Genomic DNA, 24,212 nt, shown 5'->3' on the forward strand with positions numbered 1-24,212 from the left:
ACCGACATGAGCACAACCCCGGGTCACAGATACACCACGCTAACGGACGCAACCGGTCCACCACGGTCCCGCCGGCCGCGACGATGTCGAGGGCGCGGATGAACTCGTCGACGTCGGCCACGCGCTCCTTGAGCAGGTAGCCAAAGCCGCCGTGCTCGATGAGGGAATCCAGGTAGCTCGCCGCCACGTACTGGCTCAACACCACCACCGGCTGCTGGGGGCGCGTGCTGCGGATCTCGTGGACGGCGCGGAGGCCGTCGTCAGCCATCTGCGGGGGCATGCGCACGTCCGTGACGATCACGTCGAAGCCCGCCGGCGCCGCGCGCAGCTCGTCGGCGTCGCTCACGGTGGAGACCTCGTGCCCCAGCGAGAGCAAGAGCTGCTCGATGGCCGCGCGCAGCAGCGCGGAATCCTCAGCCAGCAGAATCTTCATGGCAACTCCAATCTCAGGCACGCACCCTGGCCGGCGGCCTCCAGAGTGACGGTTCCTCCCAGCGCAGCCGCCCGCTCGCTGAGGCCGGCGAGTCCGGTGCCGGAGCCGGACTGCGGCCCGCGGCCGTCATCGGTGACGCTCACCTTCACCCCGGAACGCAGGTCGACGTCCACTTCCACCCGCGTGGCCTGGCCGTGCTTGACAGCGTTGGTCAACCCCTCGGCCACGCAGTGATAGGCCAGCAGCGCCGGGGTTTCGTCGAGGGCGCGGGCCCCGTGGCAGCGCAGGGTGGTCTTCAGGCCGGAGTGCACCAGCAGCTCCTCCAAGGCTGCCACCAGACCTCGGTCAAAGAGGACCTGCGGGGCAATGCCGCGCACGGTGTCGCGCAGGGAGGCGAGGGCGAGGCTGGCGTTGTGATCCGCCGCGTCGAGCGCCTCCTCGTTGCCCCGGCGCGCCGCGGCAAGGTTGAGTTTGAGTGCGGTGAGGTACTGCTGGGGGCCGTCGTGAAGCTCGCGTTCGATGCGGCGGCGCTCGCCAGAGAAGGAGTCGATGAGCACGGCGCGGGACTCCTCCGCGTTGGGGCTCAAGGCCAGGCGGGCCGTGGACACCGAGAGGAAGGACAAGAGCCTGCCTAGGCCATAGAGCAGGCCGAGGCCGAGGAAGGCCAGCGTCCACGTGGAGCCCAGGATGATCCAGAAATCGCTGGTCACGTAGCTTCCCAGGCGCAGCTCGCCGCCGGCGAAGGGCGAGACGAACAGCACCACGATGATAAAGCCCAGAAAGAGCCACACCGCGAAGGCGGCGCAGCCGATGAGCAGTTGCAGAATCAGGTGGTAGAACTGCTGCCAATCGAACCAGCGGTGAGGCCGCCGCGGCGCAATGGGGGTGCCCAGCCAGCGCGCGCCGAAGCGGGCGACGTGGTCCGCGCCCGCCGCCACCAGGGGAATCCACGGCAGCATGACTACGGAGATCAGTAGCGCGGGCAGGAAGAGCACGCCCAACGCCAGACTCCACAGCACCGATTTCATAAGGCTCAACTGTATCGTCCCCTCCTGGCCGGCACAGTGGAGGCAGCTCCCCTAAATTCCGGCCAGCGGGCTCCATGGTGGGAAGACCTCACCCGGCGTGTACTGAGAGCCATGACAGACACCATGACGTTGACAACGTTGACAGCGGAAAAGCTCAGCAAGAAGTACGGCAGGAACACCGTGTTCAAGGACCTCTCCCTGGAGATTGAGCCCGGGGAGTTCGTGGCCATCATGGGGCCCTCGGGAAGCGGAAAGTCCACGCTCCTGGGCATCCTCTCCGGGCTGGATAAGCCCACCTCTGGCCGGGTGAACGCGCCGACGCGCACCCAGCGGGCCTTCGTGTTCCAGGACTACAACCTGTTGGAATCCCTCAGCGCGCGGCGCAACGCGGAGCTCACCGCCACGTTCTCGCGCCGGCCGTGCACCCGCCGGCAGGTCAGCGAGGTCTTCGACTCCCTCGGGCTAGCCGGCCTTGACAACCGCCTGCCCGCCCAGCTCTCCGGCGGGCAGCAGCAGCGCGTGGCGGTGGCCAGGGCCCTGCTCGCCCGCGCGCCCTTCGTCTTCGCCGACGAGCCCACGGGCGCCCTCGACGAGTCCACGGCCGCGCTGGTCATGGAGCACCTGCGGCGCATCCCGGGCACGGTGGTCATGGTGACGCACTCGATGGCCGCGGCTCAGCAGGCTGACCGCATCATCACCCTGGAGGCCCAGCGTGTCCGTGTGGCTTAGTGATCTCGCAGAGAACTGGCTGTCCTGGCTCGCGCTGGGGCTGACCTGCGTTGTCTCCGCTGCTGGCTTCGCCGAGGCACTCGTGTTGCTCACCAGCACTAGCGACGCCGGGGCGGTGGGCGGCACCATCCTGGGCATGGCCATCTTCGCGGTGGTGCTGGTGACGTGGAGCCAGATGCGCTTAGTGGTGGAGGAGCACAGCGAGGTCTACCGCAGCTGGCGGATGGTGGGCATGCCCGGCTGGCTGGTCGTGGCCCTCGTGCTGGGGCAGGCGGCAGTGGTCTCGGCAGCCGGCAGCGCCGCCGGCGCCTGGGTGTCCCACTTCTCCTTTGACTGGGTGGGCCGCACGCTGGGCGCGGAGCGCATCCCCACCGGGGAGCTCACGCTGAGCACCGGGGTGTGGCTGAGTGCTGTGCTGGTGTGCGTGTGCTCCTCGCTGCTCGGCACGCTCTTTGCCCTGCGTCGGGTCTTTACGCAGTCCAGCCCGCGGTGGGTGGCCCTCAAGGCCCTGCTGGGGGTGGCGGCCATCGGCGGCACGGTCTTCGGTGTGGCGCAGATCCCGGATCCCGATGACCGCCTCGGCGGCTGCATGGGGCTGGTGCTGGTGGTGGCGCTGATGACGCCTTGGGTGCTCCCGCTGCTCGATCAGTGGACCCGCGTGCTGGGGATCGCCGGCGCCAACGTCCGCGTGCGCAGGCGTTTTAGCTCCCCGCAGATCCTGCCCTGGGTGCTCGGCGGCGGGCTCATCGTCGCCGTGGGCTCCGGGCTGCGCGCCCTCCTGGCCGCCGAGGAGGGCCAGACCGTCTCCTCCTGGCAGATGTTCGTGGTGGTGCTCTCCCCCACCCTGGCGCCCTGCCTGGCCCTTGCCTTGACGACGTCCCTTCTCATGCGCCGCCGCATCTCCTCCGATAGCCACGGGTTGAAGCTGGCGGGTGCGGTGCCCACGATGATCGCCCGGGTGCAGCTGCGGGAGGCCTGCGCGCTGACGCTGACCGCCACGGGGATCATCGCAGCGATGAGCCTGGCGGTGACGTGGCTGATCAATCAGTCCTGGTCCACCACGGGATTCTGGGGGTCCGCGCTGGCGATCACCGCGGCGGGCATCCTCTCCGGGCTGGCGCTGGTCAAGCTCGCGGTACTTAGAAACTCGAGGAGCCGCCCGCTCCAGAGAATCCCGAGCTAAAGCCGCTGTTGACGCTGCCCGCGCTGGCGGAGGCCTGCATGGCGGAGGAATTCCAGCTGCTCACCACGGCGTAGGGCACAAAGCCGTGGTAGCCCACGCCGGTGTAGAAGGCGGGATCGTCGATACGCGGGCGGGCGGGGCGATCGGTGGCCTTGTTCTGCCCGGCCAGCTTCGCCTGCACCTGATCGAAGAGGAAGGAGCTGCGATCGAGCAGCTCCAGGTACTGCTCCATGAAGTCGGGGGCCTGCACGTCGAGGCGCCTGGTACGCTCCGCGAGGGCCTCGGCGTCGGGGCGGATGAAGGGGTGCTCTTGGGCGGCGTCGAGAAGATCCTTGCGCAGCCGGTAGAGCTCGTAGTCGCGGGCCTTGGGGTCGGCGTGCTCCACGCCGAAAAGCTTGTCGATGTTGCCTTCCGCCGTCACCACCCGCTGGCAGGTGGACTTCGACGTGGCGAGCAGATCCGCCTGCTGCAGGAACTCTGCGTCGGGGGAATCCGCCTTCAGCCGCAGCGCCGGGCTCAGCGTGCTATCCAGGGCGAGGAACTCATCGCGCAGGCTCTCCCATTCGTGGCGCAGGTGACTGTCCACGAGCTCCGATTCCAGCGAATGCGCGCGGACGTCAATGGCCTGCAGGCGCTGGGCGACGTCCGTGTACTTCTGCGTGACGTAATCCCAATCCTTCCGGGCGGTGAGGATCTTCTTCTGCCGGCTGCGGCGCGCGCCGCCGATGCCACCGGCCACGCCGCCTGCCGCCACGCCCAGGCCGATGCCGCCGCCGACCATCGCGCCCACCCGGTCCCCCTGGGCGGCGTTGAAGCGTGCTTCCTGCGCCTTGTCGACGTCCAACGCCTCCCGCGCCCCGGCAAAGAGACCGCCCGGGATGTTGTTATCCCGCACGCCGGGCTTGATGGCCTCGATGGCCTCGCTCAGGTGCGCGTCGCCCTTGCGAAGTTGCAGGGCATCCGCGACGTCCTCACCAGCGAAGACGAAGGCCTGGCGGGGGTCGAGGCCCACGCCCACGAAGGCCTGGCCGTCGGCGAAAGTATCGTCACCGATGGTCTCGGGCAGGTGGTCGCGCAGGTAGTTCTCCACGGTGTCGTTGACGTTGTCGTCGTTGCGGGCAAAGACCATGTAGTGCAGTTCGGTGACGACGGCCGGGGCGGTGATGCGGGGGGCGTCGCGAAGCATGCGCGCCTCGTCCTCGGGGCTGAGCACATCGTCCGGGTCGATGATGTCCACCGCCACCGTGCTCTCCGCGGCCTCGATGGCAAAGTCTGCTTTCTCGGGGGTGTCAATCATCGCCCCAATGCCGAAGAAAGAACCGACGCCCACGAGCACGGCCGAGGCGCCAATGAGGGCGACGAGCTTGTCCGCGGACATCACCTGCGGTCCACGGCTGGCGGCGTAGGGGGCAATCTCCATGGGATTCTCCGTTCGGGGGTTGAGCTGGAGCTTCTCTGCTCTACTTTAGAGATTTGGTAAGCGTTCTTGCCTACAATCGCCAGACATGGACCGTTACACATGGCACAGTCTCATCGATAACGACCAGAGCGACGAGGCCACCATCACCTTCTATGACCAGGGCCTCACAGCGACGGGAGTGCAGACAACCAGATCCTACCGCCTGCACTGGAGCCTCAAAGCTCCTGAGGCGTGGACGACGCGCCGCTTTAGCGCCACGGTCGAGGGCGATGGATGGGCCCGCCGTCTGGACCTTGAACGCTCAGAATCCGGGCGGTGGCACTGCGATACGGCGCTGTCCGGTACCCAACCCCAGGAGCTTGCCCAGCCGGGCTTCGACGATGCACGGGAGCTACTCGATGCTCGCGATATTGATCTTGGCCGCTGCCCAATGACCAACACGATGCCCATTCGCCGGCTGGGACTGCTGGAGAAAGAAGTACCACGGACCAAGCTCATCATGGCGTGGATCGACGTGCCCTCACTGCATGTCATTGCCAGCGATCAGTACTATGCCTCGCACGATACCCACTCCGTTCGCTACGAATCCTGCACCAGAGGAGTCAACGTGCTTCTGACGGTGAATTCCGCGGGCGTGGTCACTCACTACCCTGATTTGGCAGAATGCGTGTAAGGCTGCAGAGACAATAGTTAGCACTTGAAAAGCCTTCGCCTACTGCAATATAAGATCCGAAACATGGTAAGGGGTCGATCATTAATTCTGGCTACACCACTCCTGTACATCTATCTGGCGATCACGTCACATTAGAACCGCTCTCCCTTAACCATGCCGATGGCTTGGCAGAAGCCGTCCGTGATGGAGAGCTTTACTCATTGTGGTACACGTCGATACCTCGGCCAGAAGAAATGCAGAGGGAAATCCGTACGCGTTTACAGAAGCAAGAGGACGGACTCATTGCCGCTTATACAGTGCTCACTGTATCGACGGCGACACCTATCGGAATGACCACGTTTCTCAACCCCGACACAGCTAATCAGCACATCGAAATCGGTTCCACCTGGATATCCGCAGCAGCACAAGGCACGAAAGTCAACAAGGAAATGAAATTCCTCATGCTCCGTCACGCATTTGAGACTTTGCAGTGCGAACGCGTCGAACTCCGCACGCACCATATGAATAGGAAATCCAGAGCAGCAATCGAAAGTCTCGGCGCTCATCTTGATGGAATTCTTCGCCGTCACCGCTTACTCGATAATGGGACATGGCGTGACACGTGTGTTTACTCAATTTTGCGACATGAGTGGCCGACGGTGAAAGCAGGACTAGCAGCGACTCTAGCTCAATAATGTTATGTCCATGAACATATTGGACTCGGAGTCCAGTGACTTTTTGGACTGTTTCTAGTGCTGTTGGGTTAGCCTCGCTTTTTGCGTGATGGGCGTGGCCGGGAAAGCTCGGGTTTGATCTGCGGTGGCTGGCGGTGCCAGTGGCCTTGCACATAGCCGATGTTGATTTGGCCTCCTGCGGGCCGGTGGGTCAGGGTGATTGGTAAAGGAAATGAAAAAAGCAATTCACCGTCGTGTGCGGTGAAGAATTCCGCGCGGTTATTACTGTTGACTGTGCTGATGATGGTGCCTTGGGTGGTGGGGTTAAACCCGGCACTGGCTTTAACACCTTGTGAGGCTAACCATAATTCGGTTACCTATAGCTGCCCACGTGCTGGAGACAGAAGCCCTCTATTTAACGTGTTAAGTCTGATAAAAATCCGGTTCGTCAACTTGGATGAGTGACGAACCGGAGCGAATGTACTATTCTACTTTTTTGCAAACAAAACTCGAAGGCCTTTGCCTTGGAGCTTTGGATTATTTTCCATTCGCTTTTTTAGACCAAGGGCATAGCCAATGCTGCCCCCAGCAAAAACTACAATTGCGATGATCCACAGTGGCATGAGGTTCTCCTTTTAGCAGTGGGTAGATACCCATGTCCAGAATACGGTTTCGCCTGCAAGTGCTAGGCCAGCAATCACGGGGTTGACACCTGCTAGAGCTAGTACTTTGCCCCAAGCTGCAGCATGTCCTGCACCGACTAGGCCAACAACGTAAGGGCATACCTGTTCTTTGGAGATGCGCTCTTCCATGGAAGCCTGTAGGCCGGCGATCTGTTCTGGGCTTGCTTCATTAAGACGAGCTCGAAGTGCTTGTGCGCTTTCCTCTGCGGTGATTGTTTTGGTTGAACCGTCAGGGTAAGTAGTAGTCACTTCTCCAGTGTCATTATTGATGGTTGCGGTAACTTCACCGTATTCATCAACTGACAGTGTTTGAGTTGTGAGTCCATGAAGCTCGCCGCCGAGGAAAGCGGGAGTTTCGGCAGGATTTTGACTTACTGCACGTGTTTCTGTGAACGTTTGTGATGGTGGGGCTTGGACTGCCATCGCTGGTGTTTGAGCTGTCGACATAGATACAGCAATAAAAGCTGCAGCTAGGCCTTTCGCTACTTTATGCATTTTGCACTCCTTGGGGAACGATGATGTCGCTGTTTCCAGCACTTTTAGGGTAGCGCGCTTTACACCTGGATACATAGGTTAATTCCTATGTTAAATATCATAGTTTTGAAATTAACGAGGCAGACTTGTGAAAAACGTTACACCCTATTGTTACGTGTATTTATGTCAGTAAGTTACACGTGAAATAAGTCATTTTCTGCCATTGTTTTACACATGGATAGTGGGATTTAGGCCTTATCTATACAGAAAGTGGTGGGCGTGGTGTTGCCGTCGGATGGTTTCCATATTGAAAGTCATATTGACTCTGTGCCCGCGTTGGCGTGGGTGAAAAATTGACATGATGGATTGTCGTCGGGACAGCAGGCATTGGGCAAGATTGTACAAGCCTTGCTTGCTGACGCGGACGGTCTCGACGGTGTTCATAAAGGGCCACGGCATCGCGTTGAAACTCTTCGGAGTACTTGGAAATGGTGGTAGATTACCTTTCTTCCCAGCCCAACTGGGCTGGATATCAGGCATCCACCAAATGGGGGTCAGGTCCCATAATCACTTCCTAGGCGCGATCCGGCCGCAACTACTTGCATGCAATATGACTCTTGACCTTTAGACGCTGCCAAACATTCAATACAACCATCGAGCCTGGATTGACCGCCTACACAGAAAGCCGCAGACACAAAACAAGGACGAAAAATCACGGCACCAAGCAAGGAGATTGGCCGAACCCTTCGAAAACAAAATTCAAAAGACGTGCCGAGCGGCGAAAACGGGATTTAGGATGTAAATCTCCACACTTGCAATCCTGGGTTAAGGGTCAGAAAGTGTGTCTGGGATCAGGGATTTCCAGGGTCTAACCTGGGCTTCCTGTAGAAATACATGCTCGCCAGGCATATATCGAGCAACTTTGCAGGAAATACCGGCAGAAGTGCTTTGTTGTGCTAGCGCTGCTTTTGCGAGGTGTAAGACGCAAGAGCAGTTGACAATGTCGCTTTCCTGACTCGACCAGGCGCGGGGAACCTACTAGCTAAGCCGCAGTTCAACGCTGGTGTTTGGGCGAATAAGTGGGCCCTCTCCTATGGAGACCGCCTCCAGGAAGCAGTATTAGACGCCCTTGCCGCCTGGTGCCCCAGGGAAGGACTGCAGCAGCTCAGCAGTCTCTAATCACAGTGAATACCGGGATCCACGACACGCCGAGCCAGACACACTTTTGACCCTTAACCCTCGACTGCCTACACATCAAGCCGAAGACTCTAAACAAGGCTGCCAGATCAGGACTACGGAAAAAGAAAGAAACCGGAGGTCACAACCCCTTTCGAGTTTGTTACCTCCGGTGTCGCAGTTTGTTCAACTGCTCTTTGTGCCCGGGGCGGGACTTGAACCCGCACGTCCGTGAAGGACACTGGCACCTGAAGCCAGCGCGTCTGCCAATTCCGCCACCCGGGCAGGGTATCGATGTCTTTGGCGACTTGCTAACAGTAGCACGAGATCTACCTCCAACGGCAAATCCGCAGGCAAACACAAATTTTTGCAAAGAATCACGTTACGAATACCGGGAACTTGAGCGAGCGCGTCTACGTTTAAAAGGGGTAGGCACCCTATAATTAGCGCTGCTATCCCAGAATCGCCCACGTATGGAAAGCACGTATGGAAAGACTGCACGGAAGGAGGACAGCTCGTGGCTCTGTTGGACAAGCTTGCGAAGCTGGATTCCGCCATGCAGCGCGGACTGGACAACGGAATGGCGTTTGTCTTTGGAGGCAAAGTCGTCCCCGCCGAGATTGAAGAGCTTCTCAAGCAGGAGGCCCACGACAATCTCGCCCGCGGGGAGGATGGGCTCCTCTACTGCCCGAACGTCTTTACCGTTGGCGTGTCCTCCAAGGACATTGAGAATTTGTCCCAGGACCGCGATGTTCCCACGGACTTCGCCGATCAACTCACCCGATTCATGCGCAACCATGGGTGGTCCCTCGCCGGGCCGGTCATCGTGCGCATCGCAGAGGAATCGGGCCTGCGTACCGGCCAGCTTCGCGTCTCGTCCTTCATTGACCACGAGCCCGAAGAAGAAACCGGCTTTGATGCGATTTTCCACGATGATGACGGTCAGGAGGACCAGATGACTCACCCCCATAACGCCGATGAAGCGGCAACCACCGCGTTCATTGCCCAGACCCCGCAGCAGCCGGAGACCACCCAGGGCCCCGCGGTGAACCTCATGCTGCAGGACGGCTCGTCCCGTGTGTACCACGTGCACGAGGGCTCGAACATCATCGGCCGCAGCAACGACGCCGATCTGCGCCTGCCCGATACCGGCGTTTCCCGCCAGCACGCCGAGATCACCTGGGACGGTCGCGACGCCGTGCTCGTCGATCTGCAGTCCACCAACGGCACCACGGTCAACGACAGCCCGATTGAGAACTGGCTGCTTGCCGACGGCGACGTGATCACCATGGGCCATTCCCACATCGAGGTCCGCATCACGGGCGTCGATAAGCAGAGCTACTAAGCACAGATAAAGAGGAAGGGAGGTCGCTGTGGATTCTATTGTGCTGCTATCGCTGCGCATCGGCCTGTTGGCGCTGTTGTGGCTGTTCATCCTGGTGGCCTTGAACGCCATGCGCCGCGATGCCAACAAGGCGGCGGGCGTGTACCAGACCTCGACGCACACGAAGTCCTCACCGCGGCGTCGTGAAGCACCGCGGGAAATTGCCATTGTGGATGGCCCGCTGCGCGGTTCCCACATGCAGCTCGGCACGCTCGAGGAATGCACCATGGGCCGCGCGCAGGACTGCGATTTTGTCACTGGGGACGATTTTTCTTCTGGCCATCACGCCCGGCTGTTCCGGCGCGGAAGCGAATGGTTCGTGGAAGACCTTGAATCGCGCAACGGCACCTTCGTGGGTGGCGCGCGCATTGACCAGCCTGAGCGGGTCGGAGTGGGCTCCGACATCAAGCTCGGCCGCACGACCGTGAGGTTGATGGCATAACCATGACCAAGACACTGAGCATTAAATTTACCGCGCTGACGGACCGAGGTTTGGTCCGCGGCAACAACGAGGACTCCGCCTTTGCCGGGCCCCACCTGCTGGCGCTGGCCGACGGCATGGGTGGCCACGCCGCCGGCGAGGTGGCCTCCACCCTAATGATCGAACACCTGCAAACGCTGGAGCGCGATCCGGAGGACAACGACATGCTGGCGCTGCTCGGCGCCGCGGCCGAGGACGCCAACGCCGCCATTCAGCACCATGTGGAGGCCAACCCCGAGACCGAGGGCATGGGCACCACGCTGACCGCCCTGCTCTTCAACGGCGAGGAGTTCGGCGTGTGCCACGTGGGCGACTCCCGCGGCTACCGCTTGCGCGACGGCAAGCTCGAGCAGATCACCAAGGATGACACCTACGTGCAGTCCCTGGTGGATCAGGGGCAGCTGGACCCGGAGGATGTCTCCTCCCACCCGCAGAAGTCCCTGATTCTCAAGGCCTACACGGGCCGCCCCGTGGAGCCCACGCTCTTCATGCTGGACGTGCAGGTCGGCGACCGCATCCTGCTGTGCTCCGACGGCTTGTCCGATCCCGTCACCGCCTCCACCATCGAGCTGGCGCTGGCCCACGAGTCCCTGGAGGAGGCAGCGACCGCGCTGCGCGATCTCGCCCTGCGCTCCGGCGGGCCGGATAACGTCACCATCGTGCTGGCGGAGATCGTCGAGGGCGAGGCCGCGGAGGAGGCAGCACCACTGTCCGTCGGCGCGGTGCAGGGCGTTGTACCTGAGCCCACCCATCCGGATTCGGCGGCCAGCCGCGCCGCGAAGTTGGTGGCCAACCCAAAAGACCAGGCCGCTGAGGCTGAAGCCGAGCCTGAGGCTGAACCCGCGGCCACCGACAAGCCCCGCCGCCGCGGCGGTGGGTGGAAGGTCATCGCGGCGCTCGTCGTGGTGCTCGTGCTCGTCCTCGGCGGGCGCCTGTGGGCCAAGAATTACCTGGCTGAGACGTACTACGTGGCCACCGACGCCGAGGGCGTGATGACCATCCAGCAGGGCGCGGACTTTGAGCTCTTTGGCCGGCCGCTGCACTCCACGTACCAGCAGGCCTGCCTCAACAAGGACAACGCCCTGCGCCTGAGCACCGGCGAATGCGAGGGTGATTACGCGCCCTTCACGGTGGAGGACCTGCCCGATTCGGAGCGCTCCGCGGTGGCCAACCTGCCCACCGGCAGCTACGACGAGGTGCAAACGCAGCTCTCCGGGCTCTCGGACAAGGCCCTGAAGGCGTGCCCCACCAAGGACGGCGGCAAGGACAGCGACAAGGACGCTGAAAAGGGTACTGACAAGAGCACGAAACTAGGAGTCAACTGCCGGGAGGTGCGCTAAATGAGGAGCTTTGTTTTCCGCGGCGTCGAGCTCGGCCTGCTCTTGCTCGCCACGGTGGTCTTTGCCATCACGCTCATCAGCCTGGAGCTTTCGCAGGGCAACGTGCTCACCATGGACGTGCTCTACCTCATCGGTGGGTTCATCGGCGTCTTTGCCGTGGCGCACCTCGTGCTGTGCTTCCTGGCGCCCTACTCGGATCAGTTCATGCTGCCCATCGTCGCCGTGCTCAACGGCACGGGCCTCATCATGCTGCAGCGCCTTGACCTCGCCAACGATGGCGGCCTGGCCGTGCGCCAGATTCTGTGGACCATCGTCGGTCTCATCCTCTTTGCCCTGGTGCTCGTGGTGCTGCGGGATCACCGCTCGCTGACGCGCTACTCCTACATCCTGGGCGCGCTGGGGCTTATCCTGCTCGCGCTTCCTCTGGTGTGGCCGCAGCCGCCGGGAGTGGACGCGCGCATCTGGCTGTGGCTGGGTCCGTTCTCGGTGCAGCCGGGTGAGTTCTCCAAGATCCTGCTCATCCTGTTCTTTGCCATGCTGCTCTCCCAGAAGCGCGCGCTGTTTACCGTGGCCGGCTACCGCTTCTTGGGGCTCTCCCTGCCGCGCCTGCGCGATCTCGCGCCGATTCTGGTGATTTGGGGCATCGCGATTGTCATCATGGGCATCTCCAACGACTTCGGCCCCGCGCTGCTGCTGTTTAGCACCGTGCTGGGCATGCTCTTCATGGCCACCAACCGGGTGAGCTGGCTGTTCATCGGCGTGCTGCTGGTGGGCATCGGCGGCTACGGCATCTGGCAGATCTCCGAGAAGATCCAGACCCGCTTCTCCAACTTCCTGGACCCGGTGGGCAACATCGATAGCGGCGGCTACCAGCTCTCCCAGGCGCTGTTTGGCATGTCCTACGGCGGCATCACCGGCACCGGCCTGGGCCAGGGCTACCCGGAGGTCGTGCCGGTGGCGCACTCCGACTTCATCCTGGCTGGCATCGGCGAGGAGTTTGGCCTCATCGGCCTGGCGGCGGTGCTCATCCTCTTTGCCATGCTGGCGGCCCGCGGCTTCAACGCCGCGCTGAAGTGCCGCGATTCCTACGGCAAGCTGGTGGCCTCCGGGTTGGCGCTGACCCTGGCCGTTCAGGTCTTCGTGGTCACCGGCGGCATTTCCGCATTGCTGCCGATGACCGGCCTGACCACCCCGTTCATGTCCGCGGGCGGTTCCTCGCTCATGGCTAACTACATGCTGCTGGCCATCATGCTGCGCATCTCGAACTCTGCGCGCCGCCCGGCGCGCGAGACCACCTCGAATGCGCCGAGCGATACCTCCCTGTTCCCGGTTGTGCAGGAGGCCACCCGATGAATAAGTCGATCCGCCTCGTCGCGCTGTTCTCCCTGCTCATGACCGCGGTGCTGCTGATCAACCTCACCGTGGTGCAGGCCTTTTCTGAGGATAAGTACGCCCAGAATCCGCGGAACATGCGCAGCTTCTACGATGTGCAGACCACCCCGCGCGGGCAGATTTACGCCGGCGGCACGGTGCTGGCGCAGTCCACCGCCGACGCCGAAGGCAACTACTCGCGCTCCTACCCCACCAACTCGCCGGCCTTTGCCAACGTCACCGGTTATCTTTCCACTCAGTTTGGCGCCTCGCAGCTGGAGGCCTCGCAGAATGACATCCTCAACGGCAAGGATGCCTCACTGCTGACCCAGAACTGGCTGGACACCTTGGCCGGCAAGCCTAAGAACGGCGCCAACGTGGAGGTGACCATCGATCCGGCTCTGCAGCAGGCAGCCTACGATCAGCTGGCCGGGCCGGGCTACAACGGCGCGGCGGTGGCCATCCAGCCCTCCTCGGGCAAAATTCTGGCCATGGCGTCCTCGCCCAGCTACAACGTCTCGGATCTCATGGGGGATTCCGCCGAGGAGACGTGGGCCGGCCTGCAGGAGCAGCCCGGCACGCCGCTCATCAACCACGCCACTCAGGACACGCTGCCGCCCGGGTCGATCTTCAAGATCATCACCACGGCGGCGGGCCTGAACAACGGCTTTAACCCGGATTCCACCCTCACCGGCGCGAACTCCATCACCTTGCCGGATGCCACCACGGAGCTGACCAACTACGGCAACCAGAAGTGCGGCGGCTCCGACTCGGTGACCCTGCGCACGGCCTTCGCACTGTCCTGCAACACCGCCTTCGTGCAGATGTCCGAGGGCATCGGCGCCGAGGAGCTGCGCAAGTACGCGGAGGCCTTCGGCGTGGGCCAGGGCTATGACCTCGGCGTGAACACCTCGCCCGGTAACGTGGGCGAGCTTGGCGACGGCGCCCAGGTCGCCCAATCCGCCATCGGCCAGCGCGACGTCACCATGTCCGCCCTGCAGGCCGCGGTGATGGCCGGCACCATCGCCAACGACGGCAAGCGCATGCGCCCCTACCTGGTGGATCGCATCACCGACGCCCAGATGAAGGAGCTGCGCTCCACCAAGCCGCACCAGGAGGCCGAGGCGGTAACGGAGGAGACCGCGGCGACGATCAAAGATTTGATGTTTGCCTCGGAGCGCTCGACCTTTGGCTACGACGGCAACGGTTTCGCCTCCAAGACGGGCACCGCCGAGCACGGCGATGGCCTGCCGCCGCACGTGTGGTACGTGGCCTTCGATCCTGATCGCGATATCGCAGTGGCGGTGGTGGTCAAGGACGGCGGGCACCTCGGGGAGGGTGCCACCGGCGGCCAGGTCTCTGGCCCCATTGGCCGAGCAATCTTGCGCGCGTACGGAGGTGAGCAGTAATGAGCAGTGCAGATAACAAGGATCACCTGCAGGCCCTCATCGGGGAGGACTACCAGCTGCAGTGGATCATCGGCCATGGTGGCATGTCCACCGTGTGGCTGGCCGATGACGTTCGCAATGACCGCGAAGTGGCCATCAAGGTGCTGCGCCCGGAGTTCTCCGATAACAACGAGTTCCTCAGCCGCTTCCGCAACGAGGCGGAGTCCGCCGAGTCGATTCACTCCGAGAACGTCGTGGCCACCTACGATTACCGCGAGCTCGAGGATAACGGCCGGATGTTCTGCTTCATGGCCTTGGAGTACGTCCGCGGCGAGTCCCTGGCGGATCTGCTGGCGCGCGAGAACTCGCTGCCGGAAACGCTGGCCCTCGACGTCATGGAGCAGGCCGCGCACGGCCTCTCCGCCATCCACCACATGGGTCTGGTGCACCGCGATATCAAGCCGGGCAACCTCATGATCACCCAGAACGGGCAGGTCAAAATCACCGACTTCGGCATCGCCAAGGCTGCCGCCGCGGTGCCGCTGACCCGCACCGGCATGGTAGTGGGCACCGCGCAGTACGTCTCCCCGGAGCAGGCGCAGGGCATGGAGGTCACGCCGGCCTCCGACGTCTATTCCCTCGGCGTCGTCGGCTACGAGATGCTGGCCGGCCGCCGCCCCTTCAGCGGCGATTCCTCGGTGTCCGTGGCGCTGGCGCACATCAGCCAGGCCCCGGAGGCGCTCTCGACGTCGATCAGCGCGCAGACCCGCGAGCTCATCGGCATCACCCTGCGCAAGGATCCGCAGACCCGTTTCGCCGACGGCAACGAGCTGACCAACGCCGTCTCCGCCGTGCGCGCAGGCAAGCGCCCGCCGCAGCCGAAGTCCGCGGCACTCGCGCCCCTGGCCCAGGAGCCCTCGCCCTCGGCGTCGACGGAGATGCTGGCCAACATGGCCCAGCCCACGACCACCACCCCGGCGGTTGCCCCGGAGGAAAAGAGCCGCGGCTTCGGCACCGGGCTCATCATCGCGGGGGCTCTCGCTGCGCTGGTCGTCGTGGGTCTGGTATCCTACAAACTCTTCAACGACGGCGAGGAGAAACCCGCCCAGCCGTCGGAGGTCATTGTCACCGAATACCGGGATCCCACCACCACAACGCAGGCGCCCGTCACCACGCACACGCCCACGCAGGAGGAGGAAGAGGACACGCCCGAATCTCCCTCGGAGGTTACGGTGACGACGACGCGCTCTGTTCACCCGTCGCCCGTGCCCAGCGAGCCGGTGACCTCGGATAACCAGGCGCCAACTCAGGAGGAGCAGCCCACGCAGGCCACCCCGGAGCCACCCGCTGTGGAGACACCGGCCCCGGAGACCGACGTAGACTCGCAACCCGCCACCTTCGATCCCCTCGATGAACTCTTAAACCAGGGAGGGCAGTAAGCACCATGGTCAGTGACCGCTACCATCTTCGCCAGGAAATTGGAGCTGGCGGCATGTCTGAGGTTTTTGATGCCGAAGACACCGTCTTGGGGCGCACTGTTGCCATCAAGATGCTGCGCCCTGACATGGCGCGGGACGTGAACTTCCGCGAGCGCTTCCGCCGCGAGGCCCAGAACGCCGGCAAGCTCAACCACCCCAACATCGTCGCGGTCTTCGACACCGGTGAGAAGGACGTCGACGGGCTCATGCTGCCCTACATCGTCATGGAGCGCGTACACGGGCGCACGCTGCGCGACATCGTCCGCGAGGAGGGCCCGCTGCCCGTGGCGGAGGCCGCGCAGATCCTCACCCCGGTGGCCGACGCCCTCCAGGCCTCCCACGAGGCCGGCATCATCCACCGAGACATCAAGCCGGCCAACATCATGCTCACCAACACCGGCCAGGTGAAGGTGATGGACTTCGGCATCGCCCGCGCGCTGGATGATTCCACCTCGGCGATGACCCAGACCTCCGCGGTGATCGGCACCGCCCAGTACCTCTCCCCGGAGCAGGCCCGGGGCAAGCCTGCCGACGCCCGCTCCGACGTCTACGCCCTGGGCTGCGTCATGTACGAGGCCGTCACCGGGCGCACCCCGTTTGAGGGCGAGACCCCCTTCGCGGTGGCCTACCAGCATGTCCAGGAGGATCCGGTTCCGCCCTCCGAGTATGTCCCCGGGGATCTCTCGGAGAACGAGCGCCTCAACCTGGATGCCGTCGTGCTCACCGCGATGGCCAAGCACCCAGCGGATCGTTACCAGTCCGCATGGGAGTTCGGCGAGGATCTCAAGCGCCTGGGCGCCGGCCAGCTCACCGAGGCCGCCCGCGCCCACGTCAACGAGGACGAGCACCCCACGGCCATGGTGCCGCAGCACCGCGCGCCGATTGCCTCCACCCGCCCGGGCACGGCCACAGGCACAGGTACAGAAGAGGAAGGCAAGGGCCTGAAGTGGGTGGCCATCGGCCTGTCCGCGGCGCTGGTGCTCATCATCGGCTACTTCGGCTGGGACTTCTGGAATGGCTATCGCGAGGACGAGCGCCAGCAGCAACAGGAGCAGCAGGAGCGCGCCCGCAAGGCCAACATGGTGGTGGTGCCCAAGGTGGCCAACCGCCCGCGCGGGGAGGTCGTGGCCGAGCTGGAGGATCTGGGCCTCATGGTTACGGTCAACGAGGAGCCCAGCCCTACGGTGCCGCGCGACAAGGTCATCCGCATCAACCCGGCGGAGGGCTCCGAGCTGCAGAAGAATTCTTCGGTCACGCTCACGGTCTCCTCCGGCAAGGAGATCACCGAGGTGCCGGATCTCAGCGGTATGAAGCTAGAGGACGCCACCAAGGCGCTCAAGGACGCAGGCCTGGAGCTCAACAACGACGTCGAGGAGAGCAACGATAAGGCCCCGGCCGGCGAGATCATCTCCCAGAACCCGTCGGGCGGCACCCAGGTGTCCAAGGGCACCAAGGTGCGCGTCACCGTGTCCAAGGGCGCCGAGGAGGCCGAGGTCCCCAACGTCAGTGGCCTGGAGCGCGACCGCGCCATCGACATGCTCGAGGCCATCGGCTTCAAGGTCAACGTGCGCGTGGTGGATTCCAACCAACCCGAAAACCGCGTGGTGGGTGTCTCCAACGAGGGCTCCCGCGTGGCCAAGGGTGAGACCCTCACCCTGGAGGTCTCCAACGGCCTGCTCATTGAGGTCCCCGCGCTGGTGCACTCCACCCAGGCTGAGGCCACGCGTGCGCTTCGCGATGCCGGCTGGTCCGGCTCCCTCAACACCGGTGACCCGATCCCCACTGGCGCGCTCATCGATAACGGGCGTATCGGCTGGGCCTCGGCTAACCAGGGCGATCTCATCCGCAAGGATCAGACGATCGACGTCCGGTACTGGGAGTTCACCACCTCAGCTCTTCTGCCCCCGCAGTAGCGCCTGCTAAGGTAACCACTGATAAATCACCCTGTAACCCCCACAACCACGAAGGTACATCTCATGCCAAAGTCCAAGATCACGCCGAGTTCCTCCCTTCCGCAGTCCTCGAGCTCTGCGAATAACCGCACTCCGGTCAAGATCAATTCTGAGGGCACCCCGAAGTGGTACGTCGCCATCATGCTGGGCCTCATGGTCATCGGCCTGCTGTGGCTCGTGGTGAACTACCTGGCCGGCGACTCCATCGGTTTCATGCGTGAGCTCGGCCCGTGGAACTACGGCATTGGCTTCGGCCTGGCCATCATCGGCCTGCTCATGACCATGGGCTGGCGCTAAGACGCTGCTTATGGAGTCCTCGAGGTTTTACCGCTTCGCGGGCGTCGCCTGCATCATCTTGGTGATGCTCACCGGCGCCATGGATAGGTCTTTCCTCACCACCGGCGCGCTGGTCCTCGCGGCCTGCGCGCTGGCCATCACCCCGTTGGCTCTGACTCGCCCCCTGTGGGCAGCTGGCATCTACGGGGTGTTTTTTGCTATCACCGCCTGGCACCCCGACTGGCGCTCCTTCCTCATGTTGGCCTGGAGCGCGCTCATCGTGGGCATGGTGGCTTTTCGACGCCGCTGGGAGTACGCAGCGCTGTTCAGTGCACTCTATGTTTTGCTCGCACTAGTAGATCCCAATTCCCACTTTTTCCTCGCTGCAGATTTCTTCAGCACTCTCCTCTCATCAATCCTGTATGTAGCCGCAATTGCCATCGGAATCAATCTCAAGCGCTCGCGCGAGAAACAGCTCGCCGCTAAACAGCGCGCGGCCGAGGAGCGCGAGGCGCTCATGACCACGCTGCACGATTCCGTCTCCGCCACCCTGACCTCCGTGGTCATGCGCTCGGAGACCCTCGCGCTGGTGCAGAAGGATCCGGCGCTTGTGGAAGCTGCCACGGCGATCGCCGATGACGCACGCCAAGCCATGGGTGAAGTGCGGGATCTCCTGCGCGTCATGAAGTCCGATAACCTGCCCAAGCCAGGGCGCAGCGTGTGCTCGGAGGTATCGGCCCTGGAAGACCTCTTGCGCAGCCACAACTTCGACTGCGACATGGACGTGAACCTGGGCAAGTGCGGCGAGCTCGGGCTGCCGAAGAACCTGCACCTCATCTTCTCTGAGCTTGGCGCCAACATCCTCAAGTATGCGCCGCGCAATTCCACCGTTACCATCTCGGCTGAGTCCATCAACAACGGCTTCAAACTGCGCATCGAGTCTGAGATCGCGGAGCAGCAATCCCCGGCCCACATGACCACCAAGTTGGGGCTGGATGACATCACCAAGCGCGTCAACTCCGTGGGCGGCACGTTTCATAGCGGCAAGCACGGTGATCTGTGGATCACACGACTCTCCCTACCAAAAGACGCACTCATGAAGGTGTAGTAGGCTGTCCTGCAGTAACAACTCTCACCTAACAACCTAAAAGGGCTTTATTATGCGTTCTACTCTCGCCGCAGCAACCGCTGCCCTGTGCTTGGTCCTTGCACCCACCGCGTCTGCGTCGGAGATCACCTCTGTGGAGTACACCGAATACACGGAGTACTCCGAGGATATCGCTATCGACGTTGAACTGGCCGGGGAAGAAGAGGACACCGAAGAGGCCGAACCTGTCTTCGGCTTCTACTCCTCGATTGCTCAGGACTTCGCTGATAATTTCCGTTGCTCCACCAGCCCCCAGCGCTGGTGGTGTGGCGGGCGCTAAGCCGCTGCCATGAGCATTCGTGTCTTTATCGTTGATGATGATCCCCTAGTCCGTTCCTCTTTCCGCCTCTACTTCGGCATGACTGAGGACATCAACGTCGTCGCCGAGGCCGAGAACGGCTCCCAGTGCCTGCGCATGGTGAATTCGGTCAAGCCTGACATCGTGCTCGCCGATATCCACATGCCGCACATGGACGGCATCACGCTGCTCAAAGAGCTGAAGAAGTCCGCCACCCCGCCGGTCTTTCTGGCCATCACGTCCTTCGATTCCGACGACACCATGCTCAAAATCCTGCGCGCGGGCGGCGCGGGCTACATCCTGAAGAATCAGCGCCCGCAATCCGTCATCGACGCAGTCCGCGAAGCCGTCCACGGCGGCACCGTCGTGGCCCCGGTGGCCATGCACCGGCTGGTGGACTACATCGACGGTCAGCCGCGACGCGATCCGGTTGCGGAGGCCATCGCCTCCCGGGATCTCAGTGATAATCAAACCAACGTGCTCAAGCTGCTACTGCAGGGCAACTCCAACGCGGAGATCGCCGCGGCCTTGGGCATCTCCGAATCTGGTGTGAAGAAGATCGTCTCGCGTCTCATCGTCATCTATGACGCCTCCTCCCGCCTCAACCTGGTGACCAAGATCCTGGGCGGAGCGGGCAGCTAGATCCTCCGCATTCCCGCAGTTTCGCATTCTTAACGGGTACCGAGCTTCTCGGTGCCCGTTTTTCGGTTTTTGTTTTCCGTTTTCACGCCTGCCCACAGTTGTGAACACCCTGGGAAGAAAGTTATCCACAGGGTGGGGATAACTCTGTGAAAATCGAATTTCACAACCTTTGTCCACAGCCTGTGGATAAGTGTTTTCACCCGTGTCCACAGTAGGTTTTAGATCAGAATCGAACGGCGATACCCTGCATGATCAGGCAAAACTTGAATCATGCGTTCGGTAAATTACAAAAATGTAGTTATCCACAATGTGGATAACTACTGTGAAATCTTTTCGCACAAGCGTTTTGGTGGATAACACGCCCAAGTTATCCCCAAAGCCCAGCTCGTAGGCTTAGCAACACACCCGCGATCACCGCCACCACGGCAATTCCTACCCAGCGCACAGACTTCCGCCGGGCAAAGAGGAAGGGCAGCAAGATGAGCCCTGTGCACAACCCGCCGAGGTGTCCCCACAGGGAGACGTGACTGGCCAGAAAGGTATAAGCCACGTTGGCCAAGACAAAGAAGATCGGTGCGCGCAGACTTAAGCCCCGGCTGCGGTACACGCCCAGCAAGAGGGCCATGAGCGCGAAGAGCGCGCCGGAGGCACCCACCCACCGTGGGCGTGTTGTAATCCATCCACAGGATCGAGGCCGAGGCCCCCAGCAGGGACACCACATAGGCCGCCGTATACAGCGCCGTGCCCAGGGCGCGTTCGATCTCAGCGCCGACGAAGAGCAGCATCACCATGTTCACCACGAGGTGGCCGGCGTCGAGGTGCATGAACCCGGCGCTGAGCACACTGAGCGGGTGTTCAGAGAACTCTGGGCCCCACAGCGTCCACCGCTGTGCCAGGCTCGAGCCGTAGTAGGAACTGCTCAATGAGCGGGACTGTACGGCCGTCACCAACCACGCGGCGGTGCACAGGATGGCTATCCACAGCGTGGCCGGGGCCTGCTTCAGAAAAGAGGGCATGTTCTTCTCCCCAAAACGTCAAAGGAGCCCGCAACCACACAATGTGGCCGCGGGCTCAGGCAGCGAGTGCTCTTAGGCGATCTCGATGGACTCGATGACGACGTCCTCGTGCGGACGGTCCATGCGGTCCGTGGACACCTTGGCAATCTTGGACACGACTTCCTGGGAAGCCGGGTCGGTGACCTCACCGAAGATGGTGTGGTGGTTGTTCAGGTGCGGGGTCGGCGCCACGGTGATGAAGAACTGGGAGCCGTTGGTGCCCGGGCCGGCGTTAGCCATGGCCAGCAGGAACGGGCGGTCAAACTGCAGCTCCGGGTGGAACTCATCCTGGAACTGGTAGCCGGGGCCGCCACGGCCGGTGCCGGTGGGGTCACCGCCCTGGATCATGAACTGATCGATGACGCGGTGGAAGATAGCGCCATCGTAGAACGGGCCGGACTGCTCGCCCTTAGCATTCTGAGTGGAGTACTCCTTCTCGCCCTTTGCCAGGCCAATGAAGTTTTCCACGGTTACCGGTGCGTGGTTACCGAAGAGATCGATAACAATGTCACCGTAGTTGGTGTGCATCGTTGCAGTAGCGGTCTTTTGAGTCATGCCGACTATTGTATGGAATTTTCCCGGCCTGCGCTGGGATGGGGACACGCCCTGAGCGATCGGGGGCGGCTGCCGTAGTGTGTAACGAGTGATACGCGCAGTTCTTTTTGATCTCGATGACACCCTCATGGACCACCACGCCGCCATGGCCGCGGGTCTGGATGAGTGGTGCCGCGAGCTTGGTGTGGCGCAAGGCCAGCACGAGCGATTCGCGGAGATTGAGCGCACGTGGTTCCGCGCCTACGAGCGCGGGGAGGTCACCTACCACGGCCAGCGCGCACAGCGCTGCCGGGAATTCTTGGGCCGCGCGGAGCTGGACGAGGCCCACGCGCTCGCGCTCTACGACGGCTACCTGGCCGCCTACCAGTGCAACTGGGTGGCTTTTGCCGATGCCCTTCCCGCCCTGCGCCGCGCATTATCCTCGGGCCTCAAGGTGGGGGTGCTCACCAACGGCTCCCGCGAACTTCAAAGCGGAAAGCTGCGGGCGGGCAAGCTCGATCTGCCGGGAGTACACCTCTTCCCCACTGCGGATCTCAGCGCACCCAAACCGGATAAGCGCGCCTACCTCGAGGCCTGCGCGAGCCTGGGCAGCGATCCCGCCGAGACCCTCATGGTGGGCGACTCACTGCCTAACGACGTCCACGGCGCCCGCGCTGCCGGACTCCACGCACTTCATCTGGACCGCGGTGGCGCCGGGGATATCAGCTCACTCGACGAGCTGCTGTTTCCTTATGGTCAGCCCTCCTAGTTGGCCCTGAAGAGCCAGCTCACCACCAGCGCACCAGGATCAATCACGCCCTTGCTGCGCTCGCCCAGGTAGGAGGCGCGGCCCTTCTTGGCATCGAGCTCGGCGGTGGACTCGGCGCCGGCGCGGGCGGCCTCGTACAGAGCGGCGAGGTGTGCTTCGTCAGTATCGATGGTGGTGCCAATCTCGGTGGCCTTCTCGGCGGCGGGAATGAGGGCATCCAGCATCGTGCGATCCCCCAGCGTGGCGCCGCCCAGCTCAGAGATGACGCACACGGCGTTGTTCAGGCCAGCGGCCAGGGACTCGGCGCGGGCGAGCTCAGTAAAGAGCGTGCCGAAGACCGCCCCGGAGGTGCCGCCCGCGCGCACCAGCAGGCGCTTGGCCAAGCCGCGGAGGATGGCGGACTGCTCGCCGCGCAAGGGCAGCTCGATATCACCGAAGGCCGCCTCCATGTTCTGACCAAAGTCGCCGTCGCCGGCCTGGCGGTCGAGCTCGGTGAGCTCGTCGAAGGAGGACTGCAGGCGGGCCACGAAGGCGCTGAGCCAGGGATTCTCCTCGCCCTCGGCGGGCAGCTCGTCCTCAAAGGTGATGTCGGCGCTGGCCACAGCCTTCTCGGTGCCGAGGACGCGGGGCCAGGCAGGGGCGGAGGTGGGGGCGTCGAGAAGCTCGAGCGTTTCAGCGTCCGCCTTGAGCAGGGTAATGGACGCGCCGTGCATGTTCACGGAGGTGACAAAGGAACCCACCAGGGAGCGCACCACGCGGATGCCCTGGGCGGCCAGCTGGGTGGAGGCCTCACCAAAGAGCAGGCTAAGCTCCAGCGGAGTGGCCCCGCCCAGGCCGTTGACCAGGCACACCACCTCATCGCCGCGCTCGAGCGCAAGGGCAGAGACGATCTTGGACAGCAGGTGCTCAACGATGTCTGCCGCGGACTCGACGGAGGCGGAATGGGTGCCGGGCTCGCCGTGAATACCCACGCCCACTTCCATGGAGCCGGCGTCGAGGTCGAAGGTCTCGCGGCCAGTGGTGGGCATGAAGCCAGGGTGCAGGGCCACGGACATGCTGCGGGAATTCTCCGCGGCCCGGCGCGCCAGGCGGGTCACGGTGTCGAGGTCGTCGCCGCGGTAGGCGGAGGCCCCGGCGATCTTTTCCACCAGGATGGTCGCGCCGGTGCCGCGGCGGCCGGGGCCGTCCTCGTTGCCGTCGGTAGCCACGTCATCGGCCACGAGGACCTCGCGGGTATCCACCCCGGGCGCGGAGTTGCGGGCGACGGAGAAGTTCATGACGTCGCCGGTGTAATTCTTCACAATGTGCACCACGCCGCGGCCCTGATCCGCCCACTTCGTGGCCTCGGTGATCTGCACGGCGTTGGGGGAAGTAAAGAGCAGGCCCGGGCACACCGCGGCGAGCATGCCCGCGCCCAGGAAACCCGCGTGCATGGGCTCGTGGCCGGAGCCGCCGCCGGAGATGAGCGCGACGGCGGGCTCGCCCTCGGCGGTGCGGAGGGGACTATCCTGCCCGATGAAGCCGGCCTCGTGCCACCGGGCGTCCGGGTGGCTGGCGATGAAGCCGGCGAGCGCATCCGGCAGAAAGCGCTCCTCGGCGTTGCGGAACGACGTGTGCGTGGTGTTACTCATGGCACCACACTAGT

The 24,212-nt window shown here is 63.1% G+C and carries 24 protein-coding genes, 1 tRNA gene and 1 pseudogene; 16 read left to right on the top strand and 10 right to left on the bottom strand.

Going from position 1 to position 24,212, the window contains the following annotated elements; all coding sequences use genetic code 11:
* Together Q4E25_RS05775 and Q4E25_RS05780 are read right to left on the bottom strand one after the other, a co-directional pair.
* Positions 1-433 (bottom strand): response regulator transcription factor (locus tag Q4E25_RS05775; protein WP_303155026.1); only part of this gene is annotated, 433 nt, incomplete at its 3' end.
* On the bottom strand, positions 430-1,461 hold the full coding sequence (locus tag Q4E25_RS05780; protein ID WP_303155029.1) for a sensor histidine kinase: 1,032 nt from the start codon (positions 1,459-1,461) through the stop codon (positions 430-432). The genes Q4E25_RS05775 and Q4E25_RS05780, both read right to left, overlap by 4 nt.
* Before the next feature lie 111 nt (positions 1,462-1,572).
* Between Q4E25_RS05780 and Q4E25_RS05785 the strand changes: the two genes are divergently transcribed.
* Entirely contained in the window at positions 1,573-2,190 is a 618-nt protein-coding gene (locus tag Q4E25_RS05785; protein ID WP_303155031.1) for an ABC transporter ATP-binding protein, read from the top strand.
* Positions 2,174-3,373 (top strand): FtsX-like permease family protein, encoded by a 1,200-nt coding sequence (locus Q4E25_RS05790; RefSeq protein ID WP_303155033.1) that lies wholly within the window; start codon positions 2,174-2,176, stop codon positions 3,371-3,373. Before Q4E25_RS05785 ends, Q4E25_RS05790 begins: the two co-directional genes overlap by 17 nt.
* Here the strand turns inward: Q4E25_RS05790 and Q4E25_RS05795 are convergent.
* Positions 3,330-4,793, bottom strand: coding sequence for a hypothetical protein (locus tag Q4E25_RS05795; protein ID WP_303155035.1), 1,464 nt, complete (start codon positions 4,791-4,793; stop codon positions 3,330-3,332). The genes Q4E25_RS05790 and Q4E25_RS05795 overlap by 44 nt on opposite strands.
* Before the next feature lie 85 nt (positions 4,794-4,878).
* On the opposite strand from Q4E25_RS05795, the gene Q4E25_RS05800 reads away from it, so the two are divergent.
* Positions 4,879-5,466 (top strand): putative glycolipid-binding domain-containing protein, encoded by a 588-nt coding sequence (locus Q4E25_RS05800; RefSeq protein WP_303155039.1) that lies wholly within the window; start codon positions 4,879-4,881, stop codon positions 5,464-5,466.
* Between the two features lie 80 nt (positions 5,467-5,546).
* Positions 5,547-6,140, top strand: a complete 594-nt coding sequence (locus Q4E25_RS05805) for a GNAT family N-acetyltransferase (protein ID WP_303155250.1) — start codon at positions 5,547-5,549, stop codon at positions 6,138-6,140.
* A gap of 467 nt (positions 6,141-6,607) precedes the next feature.
* Here Q4E25_RS05805 and Q4E25_RS05810 read toward each other — a convergent pair whose 3' ends face one another.
* From Q4E25_RS05810 to Q4E25_RS05820, 3 genes are all read right to left on the bottom strand, one after another.
* Positions 6,608-6,742 carry a hypothetical protein gene (locus Q4E25_RS05810; protein ID WP_303155043.1) on the bottom strand — a complete coding sequence of 45 codons (135 nt, stop codon included), beginning with the start codon at positions 6,740-6,742 and terminating at the stop codon, positions 6,608-6,610.
* A gap of 12 nt (positions 6,743-6,754) precedes the next feature.
* Entirely contained in the window at positions 6,755-7,372 is a 618-nt protein-coding gene (locus tag Q4E25_RS05815; protein ID WP_303155045.1) for a hypothetical protein, read from the bottom strand.
* Positions 7,373-8,652: 1,280 nt separating this feature from the next.
* A tRNA-Leu gene (locus tag Q4E25_RS05820) sits at positions 8,653-8,737 on the bottom strand.
* 232 nt (positions 8,738-8,969) lie between these two features.
* On the opposite strand from Q4E25_RS05820, the gene Q4E25_RS05825 reads away from it, so the two are divergent.
* The 11 genes from Q4E25_RS05825 (at position 8,970) to Q4E25_RS05875 (ending at position 20,209) form a co-directional block, all read left to right on the top strand.
* Positions 8,970-9,797, top strand: coding sequence for a DUF3662 and FHA domain-containing protein (locus Q4E25_RS05825; protein WP_303155048.1), 828 nt, complete (start codon positions 8,970-8,972; stop codon positions 9,795-9,797).
* Positions 9,798-9,825: 28 nt separating this feature from the next.
* Complete coding sequence (locus Q4E25_RS05830; RefSeq protein ID WP_303155050.1) at positions 9,826-10,278, top strand: FHA domain-containing protein; 453 nt, start codon at positions 9,826-9,828, stop codon at positions 10,276-10,278.
* A gap of 2 nt (positions 10,279-10,280) precedes the next feature.
* Positions 10,281-11,657: a PP2C family serine/threonine-protein phosphatase gene (locus Q4E25_RS05835; protein WP_303155052.1), complete on the top strand. Its 1,377-nt coding sequence runs from the start codon at positions 10,281-10,283 to the stop codon at positions 11,655-11,657.
* Positions 11,658-13,010 carry an FtsW/RodA/SpoVE family cell cycle protein gene (locus Q4E25_RS05840; protein WP_303155054.1) on the top strand — a complete coding sequence of 451 codons (1,353 nt, stop codon included), beginning with the start codon at positions 11,658-11,660 and terminating at the stop codon, positions 13,008-13,010.
* Positions 13,007-14,437: a penicillin-binding protein 2 gene (locus Q4E25_RS05845; protein WP_303155057.1), complete on the top strand. Its 1,431-nt coding sequence runs from the start codon at positions 13,007-13,009 to the stop codon at positions 14,435-14,437. The genes Q4E25_RS05840 and Q4E25_RS05845 overlap by 4 nt, the downstream gene beginning before the upstream one ends.
* Positions 14,437-15,855, top strand: a complete 1,419-nt coding sequence (locus Q4E25_RS05850; protein WP_303155059.1) for a serine/threonine-protein kinase — start codon at positions 14,437-14,439, stop codon at positions 15,853-15,855. Before Q4E25_RS05845 ends, Q4E25_RS05850 begins: the two co-directional genes overlap by 1 nt.
* A 5-nt stretch (positions 15,856-15,860) precedes the next feature.
* Positions 15,861-17,807: a Stk1 family PASTA domain-containing Ser/Thr kinase gene (pknB, locus tag Q4E25_RS05855; protein ID WP_303155062.1), complete on the top strand. Its 1,947-nt coding sequence runs from the start codon at positions 15,861-15,863 to the stop codon at positions 17,805-17,807.
* Positions 17,808-17,870: 63 nt separating this feature from the next.
* A complete protein-coding gene (gene crgA / locus Q4E25_RS05860; RefSeq protein WP_303155065.1) occupies positions 17,871-18,143 on the top strand; it encodes a cell division protein CrgA in 273 nt (90 codons plus the stop codon).
* Positions 18,144-18,153: 10 nt separating this feature from the next.
* Positions 18,154-19,230: a sensor histidine kinase gene (locus Q4E25_RS05865; RefSeq protein WP_303155066.1), complete on the top strand. Its 1,077-nt coding sequence runs from the start codon at positions 18,154-18,156 to the stop codon at positions 19,228-19,230.
* Positions 19,231-19,282: 52 nt separating this feature from the next.
* Entirely contained in the window at positions 19,283-19,549 is a 267-nt protein-coding gene (locus tag Q4E25_RS05870) for a hypothetical protein (RefSeq protein ID WP_303155068.1), read from the top strand.
* 9 nt (positions 19,550-19,558) lie between these two features.
* The gene (locus tag Q4E25_RS05875; RefSeq protein WP_303155070.1) at positions 19,559-20,209 is read left to right on the top strand and encodes a response regulator transcription factor; all 651 of its coding nucleotides are present in this window, start codon (positions 19,559-19,561) and stop codon (positions 20,207-20,209) included.
* 367 nt (positions 20,210-20,576) lie between these two features.
* Here Q4E25_RS05875 and Q4E25_RS11430 read toward each other — a convergent pair whose 3' ends face one another.
* The 3 genes and pseudogenes from Q4E25_RS11430 to Q4E25_RS05885 all read right to left on the bottom strand — a co-directional run bounded on the left by Q4E25_RS11430 (position 20,577) and on the right by Q4E25_RS05885 (position 21,819).
* Positions 20,577-20,930, bottom strand: a complete 354-nt coding sequence (locus tag Q4E25_RS11430; protein WP_368502612.1) for a rhomboid family intramembrane serine protease — start codon at positions 20,928-20,930, stop codon at positions 20,577-20,579.
* Positions 20,923-21,225: pseudogene (locus tag Q4E25_RS11435) on the bottom strand (rhomboid family intramembrane serine protease); the annotation flags it as partial. The gene Q4E25_RS11430 and the pseudogene Q4E25_RS11435, both read right to left, overlap by 8 nt.
* 72 nt (positions 21,226-21,297) lie before the next feature.
* The gene (locus tag Q4E25_RS05885; protein ID WP_303155073.1) at positions 21,298-21,819 is read right to left on the bottom strand and encodes a peptidylprolyl isomerase; all 522 of its coding nucleotides are present in this window, start codon (positions 21,817-21,819) and stop codon (positions 21,298-21,300) included.
* Between the two features lie 88 nt (positions 21,820-21,907).
* On the opposite strand from Q4E25_RS05885, the gene Q4E25_RS05890 reads away from it, so the two are divergent.
* Positions 21,908-22,567: an HAD family hydrolase gene (locus Q4E25_RS05890; protein ID WP_303155076.1), complete on the top strand. Its 660-nt coding sequence runs from the start codon at positions 21,908-21,910 to the stop codon at positions 22,565-22,567.
* Here Q4E25_RS05890 and Q4E25_RS05895 read toward each other — a convergent pair.
* Entirely contained in the window at positions 22,564-24,198 is a 1,635-nt protein-coding gene (locus Q4E25_RS05895; protein WP_303155079.1) for a dihydroxyacetone kinase family protein, read from the bottom strand. The two genes, Q4E25_RS05890 and Q4E25_RS05895, sit on opposite strands and share 4 nt — an antisense overlap.
* Between the last annotated feature and the right edge of the window lie 14 nt (positions 24,199-24,212).

It is taken from the genome of Corynebacterium sp., assembly GCF_030532325.1.
Taxonomy (GTDB): Bacteria; Actinomycetota; Actinomycetes; order Mycobacteriales; family Mycobacteriaceae; genus Corynebacterium.

Bases quoted from the DNA above. Each gene is read 5' to 3' on its own strand.
- Q4E25_RS05785 (WP_303155031.1), top strand. From the start codon at position 1,573: ATGACAGACACCATGACGTTGACAACGTTGACAGCGGAAAAGCTCAGC.
- Q4E25_RS05885 (WP_303155073.1), bottom strand. From the start codon at position 21,819: ATGACTCAAAAGACCGCTACTGCAACGATGCACACCAACTACGGTGAC.
- Q4E25_RS05875 (WP_303155070.1), top strand. From the start codon at position 19,559: ATGAGCATTCGTGTCTTTATCGTTGATGATGATCCCCTAGTCCGTTCC.
- Q4E25_RS05795 (WP_303155035.1), bottom strand. From the start codon at position 4,793: ATGGAGATTGCCCCCTACGCCGCCAGCCGTGGACCGCAGGTGATGTCC.
- Q4E25_RS05870 (WP_303155068.1), top strand. From the start codon at position 19,283: ATGCGTTCTACTCTCGCCGCAGCAACCGCTGCCCTGTGCTTGGTCCTT.
- Q4E25_RS05840 (WP_303155054.1), top strand. From the start codon at position 11,658: ATGAGGAGCTTTGTTTTCCGCGGCGTCGAGCTCGGCCTGCTCTTGCTC.
- Q4E25_RS05815 (WP_303155045.1), bottom strand. From the start codon at position 7,372: ATGTATCCAGGTGTAAAGCGCGCTACCCTAAAAGTGCTGGAAACAGCG.
- Q4E25_RS05810 (WP_303155043.1), bottom strand. From the start codon at position 6,742: ATGCCACTGTGGATCATCGCAATTGTAGTTTTTGCTGGGGGCAGCATT.
- Q4E25_RS05850 (WP_303155059.1), top strand. From the start codon at position 14,437: ATGAGCAGTGCAGATAACAAGGATCACCTGCAGGCCCTCATCGGGGAG.
- Q4E25_RS11430 (WP_368502612.1), bottom strand. From the start codon at position 20,930: ATGTGGTGTCCCTGCTGGGGGCCTCGGCCTCGATCCTGTGGATGGATT.
- Q4E25_RS05835 (WP_303155052.1), top strand. From the start codon at position 10,281: ATGACCAAGACACTGAGCATTAAATTTACCGCGCTGACGGACCGAGGT.
- crgA (WP_303155065.1), top strand. From the start codon at position 17,871: ATGCCAAAGTCCAAGATCACGCCGAGTTCCTCCCTTCCGCAGTCCTCG.
- Q4E25_RS05895 (WP_303155079.1), bottom strand. From the start codon at position 24,198: ATGAGTAACACCACGCACACGTCGTTCCGCAACGCCGAGGAGCGCTTT.
- pknB (WP_303155062.1), top strand. From the start codon at position 15,861: ATGGTCAGTGACCGCTACCATCTTCGCCAGGAAATTGGAGCTGGCGGC.
- Q4E25_RS05865 (WP_303155066.1), top strand. From the start codon at position 18,154: ATGGAGTCCTCGAGGTTTTACCGCTTCGCGGGCGTCGCCTGCATCATC.
- Q4E25_RS05780 (WP_303155029.1), bottom strand. From the start codon at position 1,461: ATGAAATCGGTGCTGTGGAGTCTGGCGTTGGGCGTGCTCTTCCTGCCC.
- Q4E25_RS05800 (WP_303155039.1), top strand. From the start codon at position 4,879: ATGGACCGTTACACATGGCACAGTCTCATCGATAACGACCAGAGCGAC.
- Q4E25_RS05845 (WP_303155057.1), top strand. From the start codon at position 13,007: ATGAATAAGTCGATCCGCCTCGTCGCGCTGTTCTCCCTGCTCATGACC.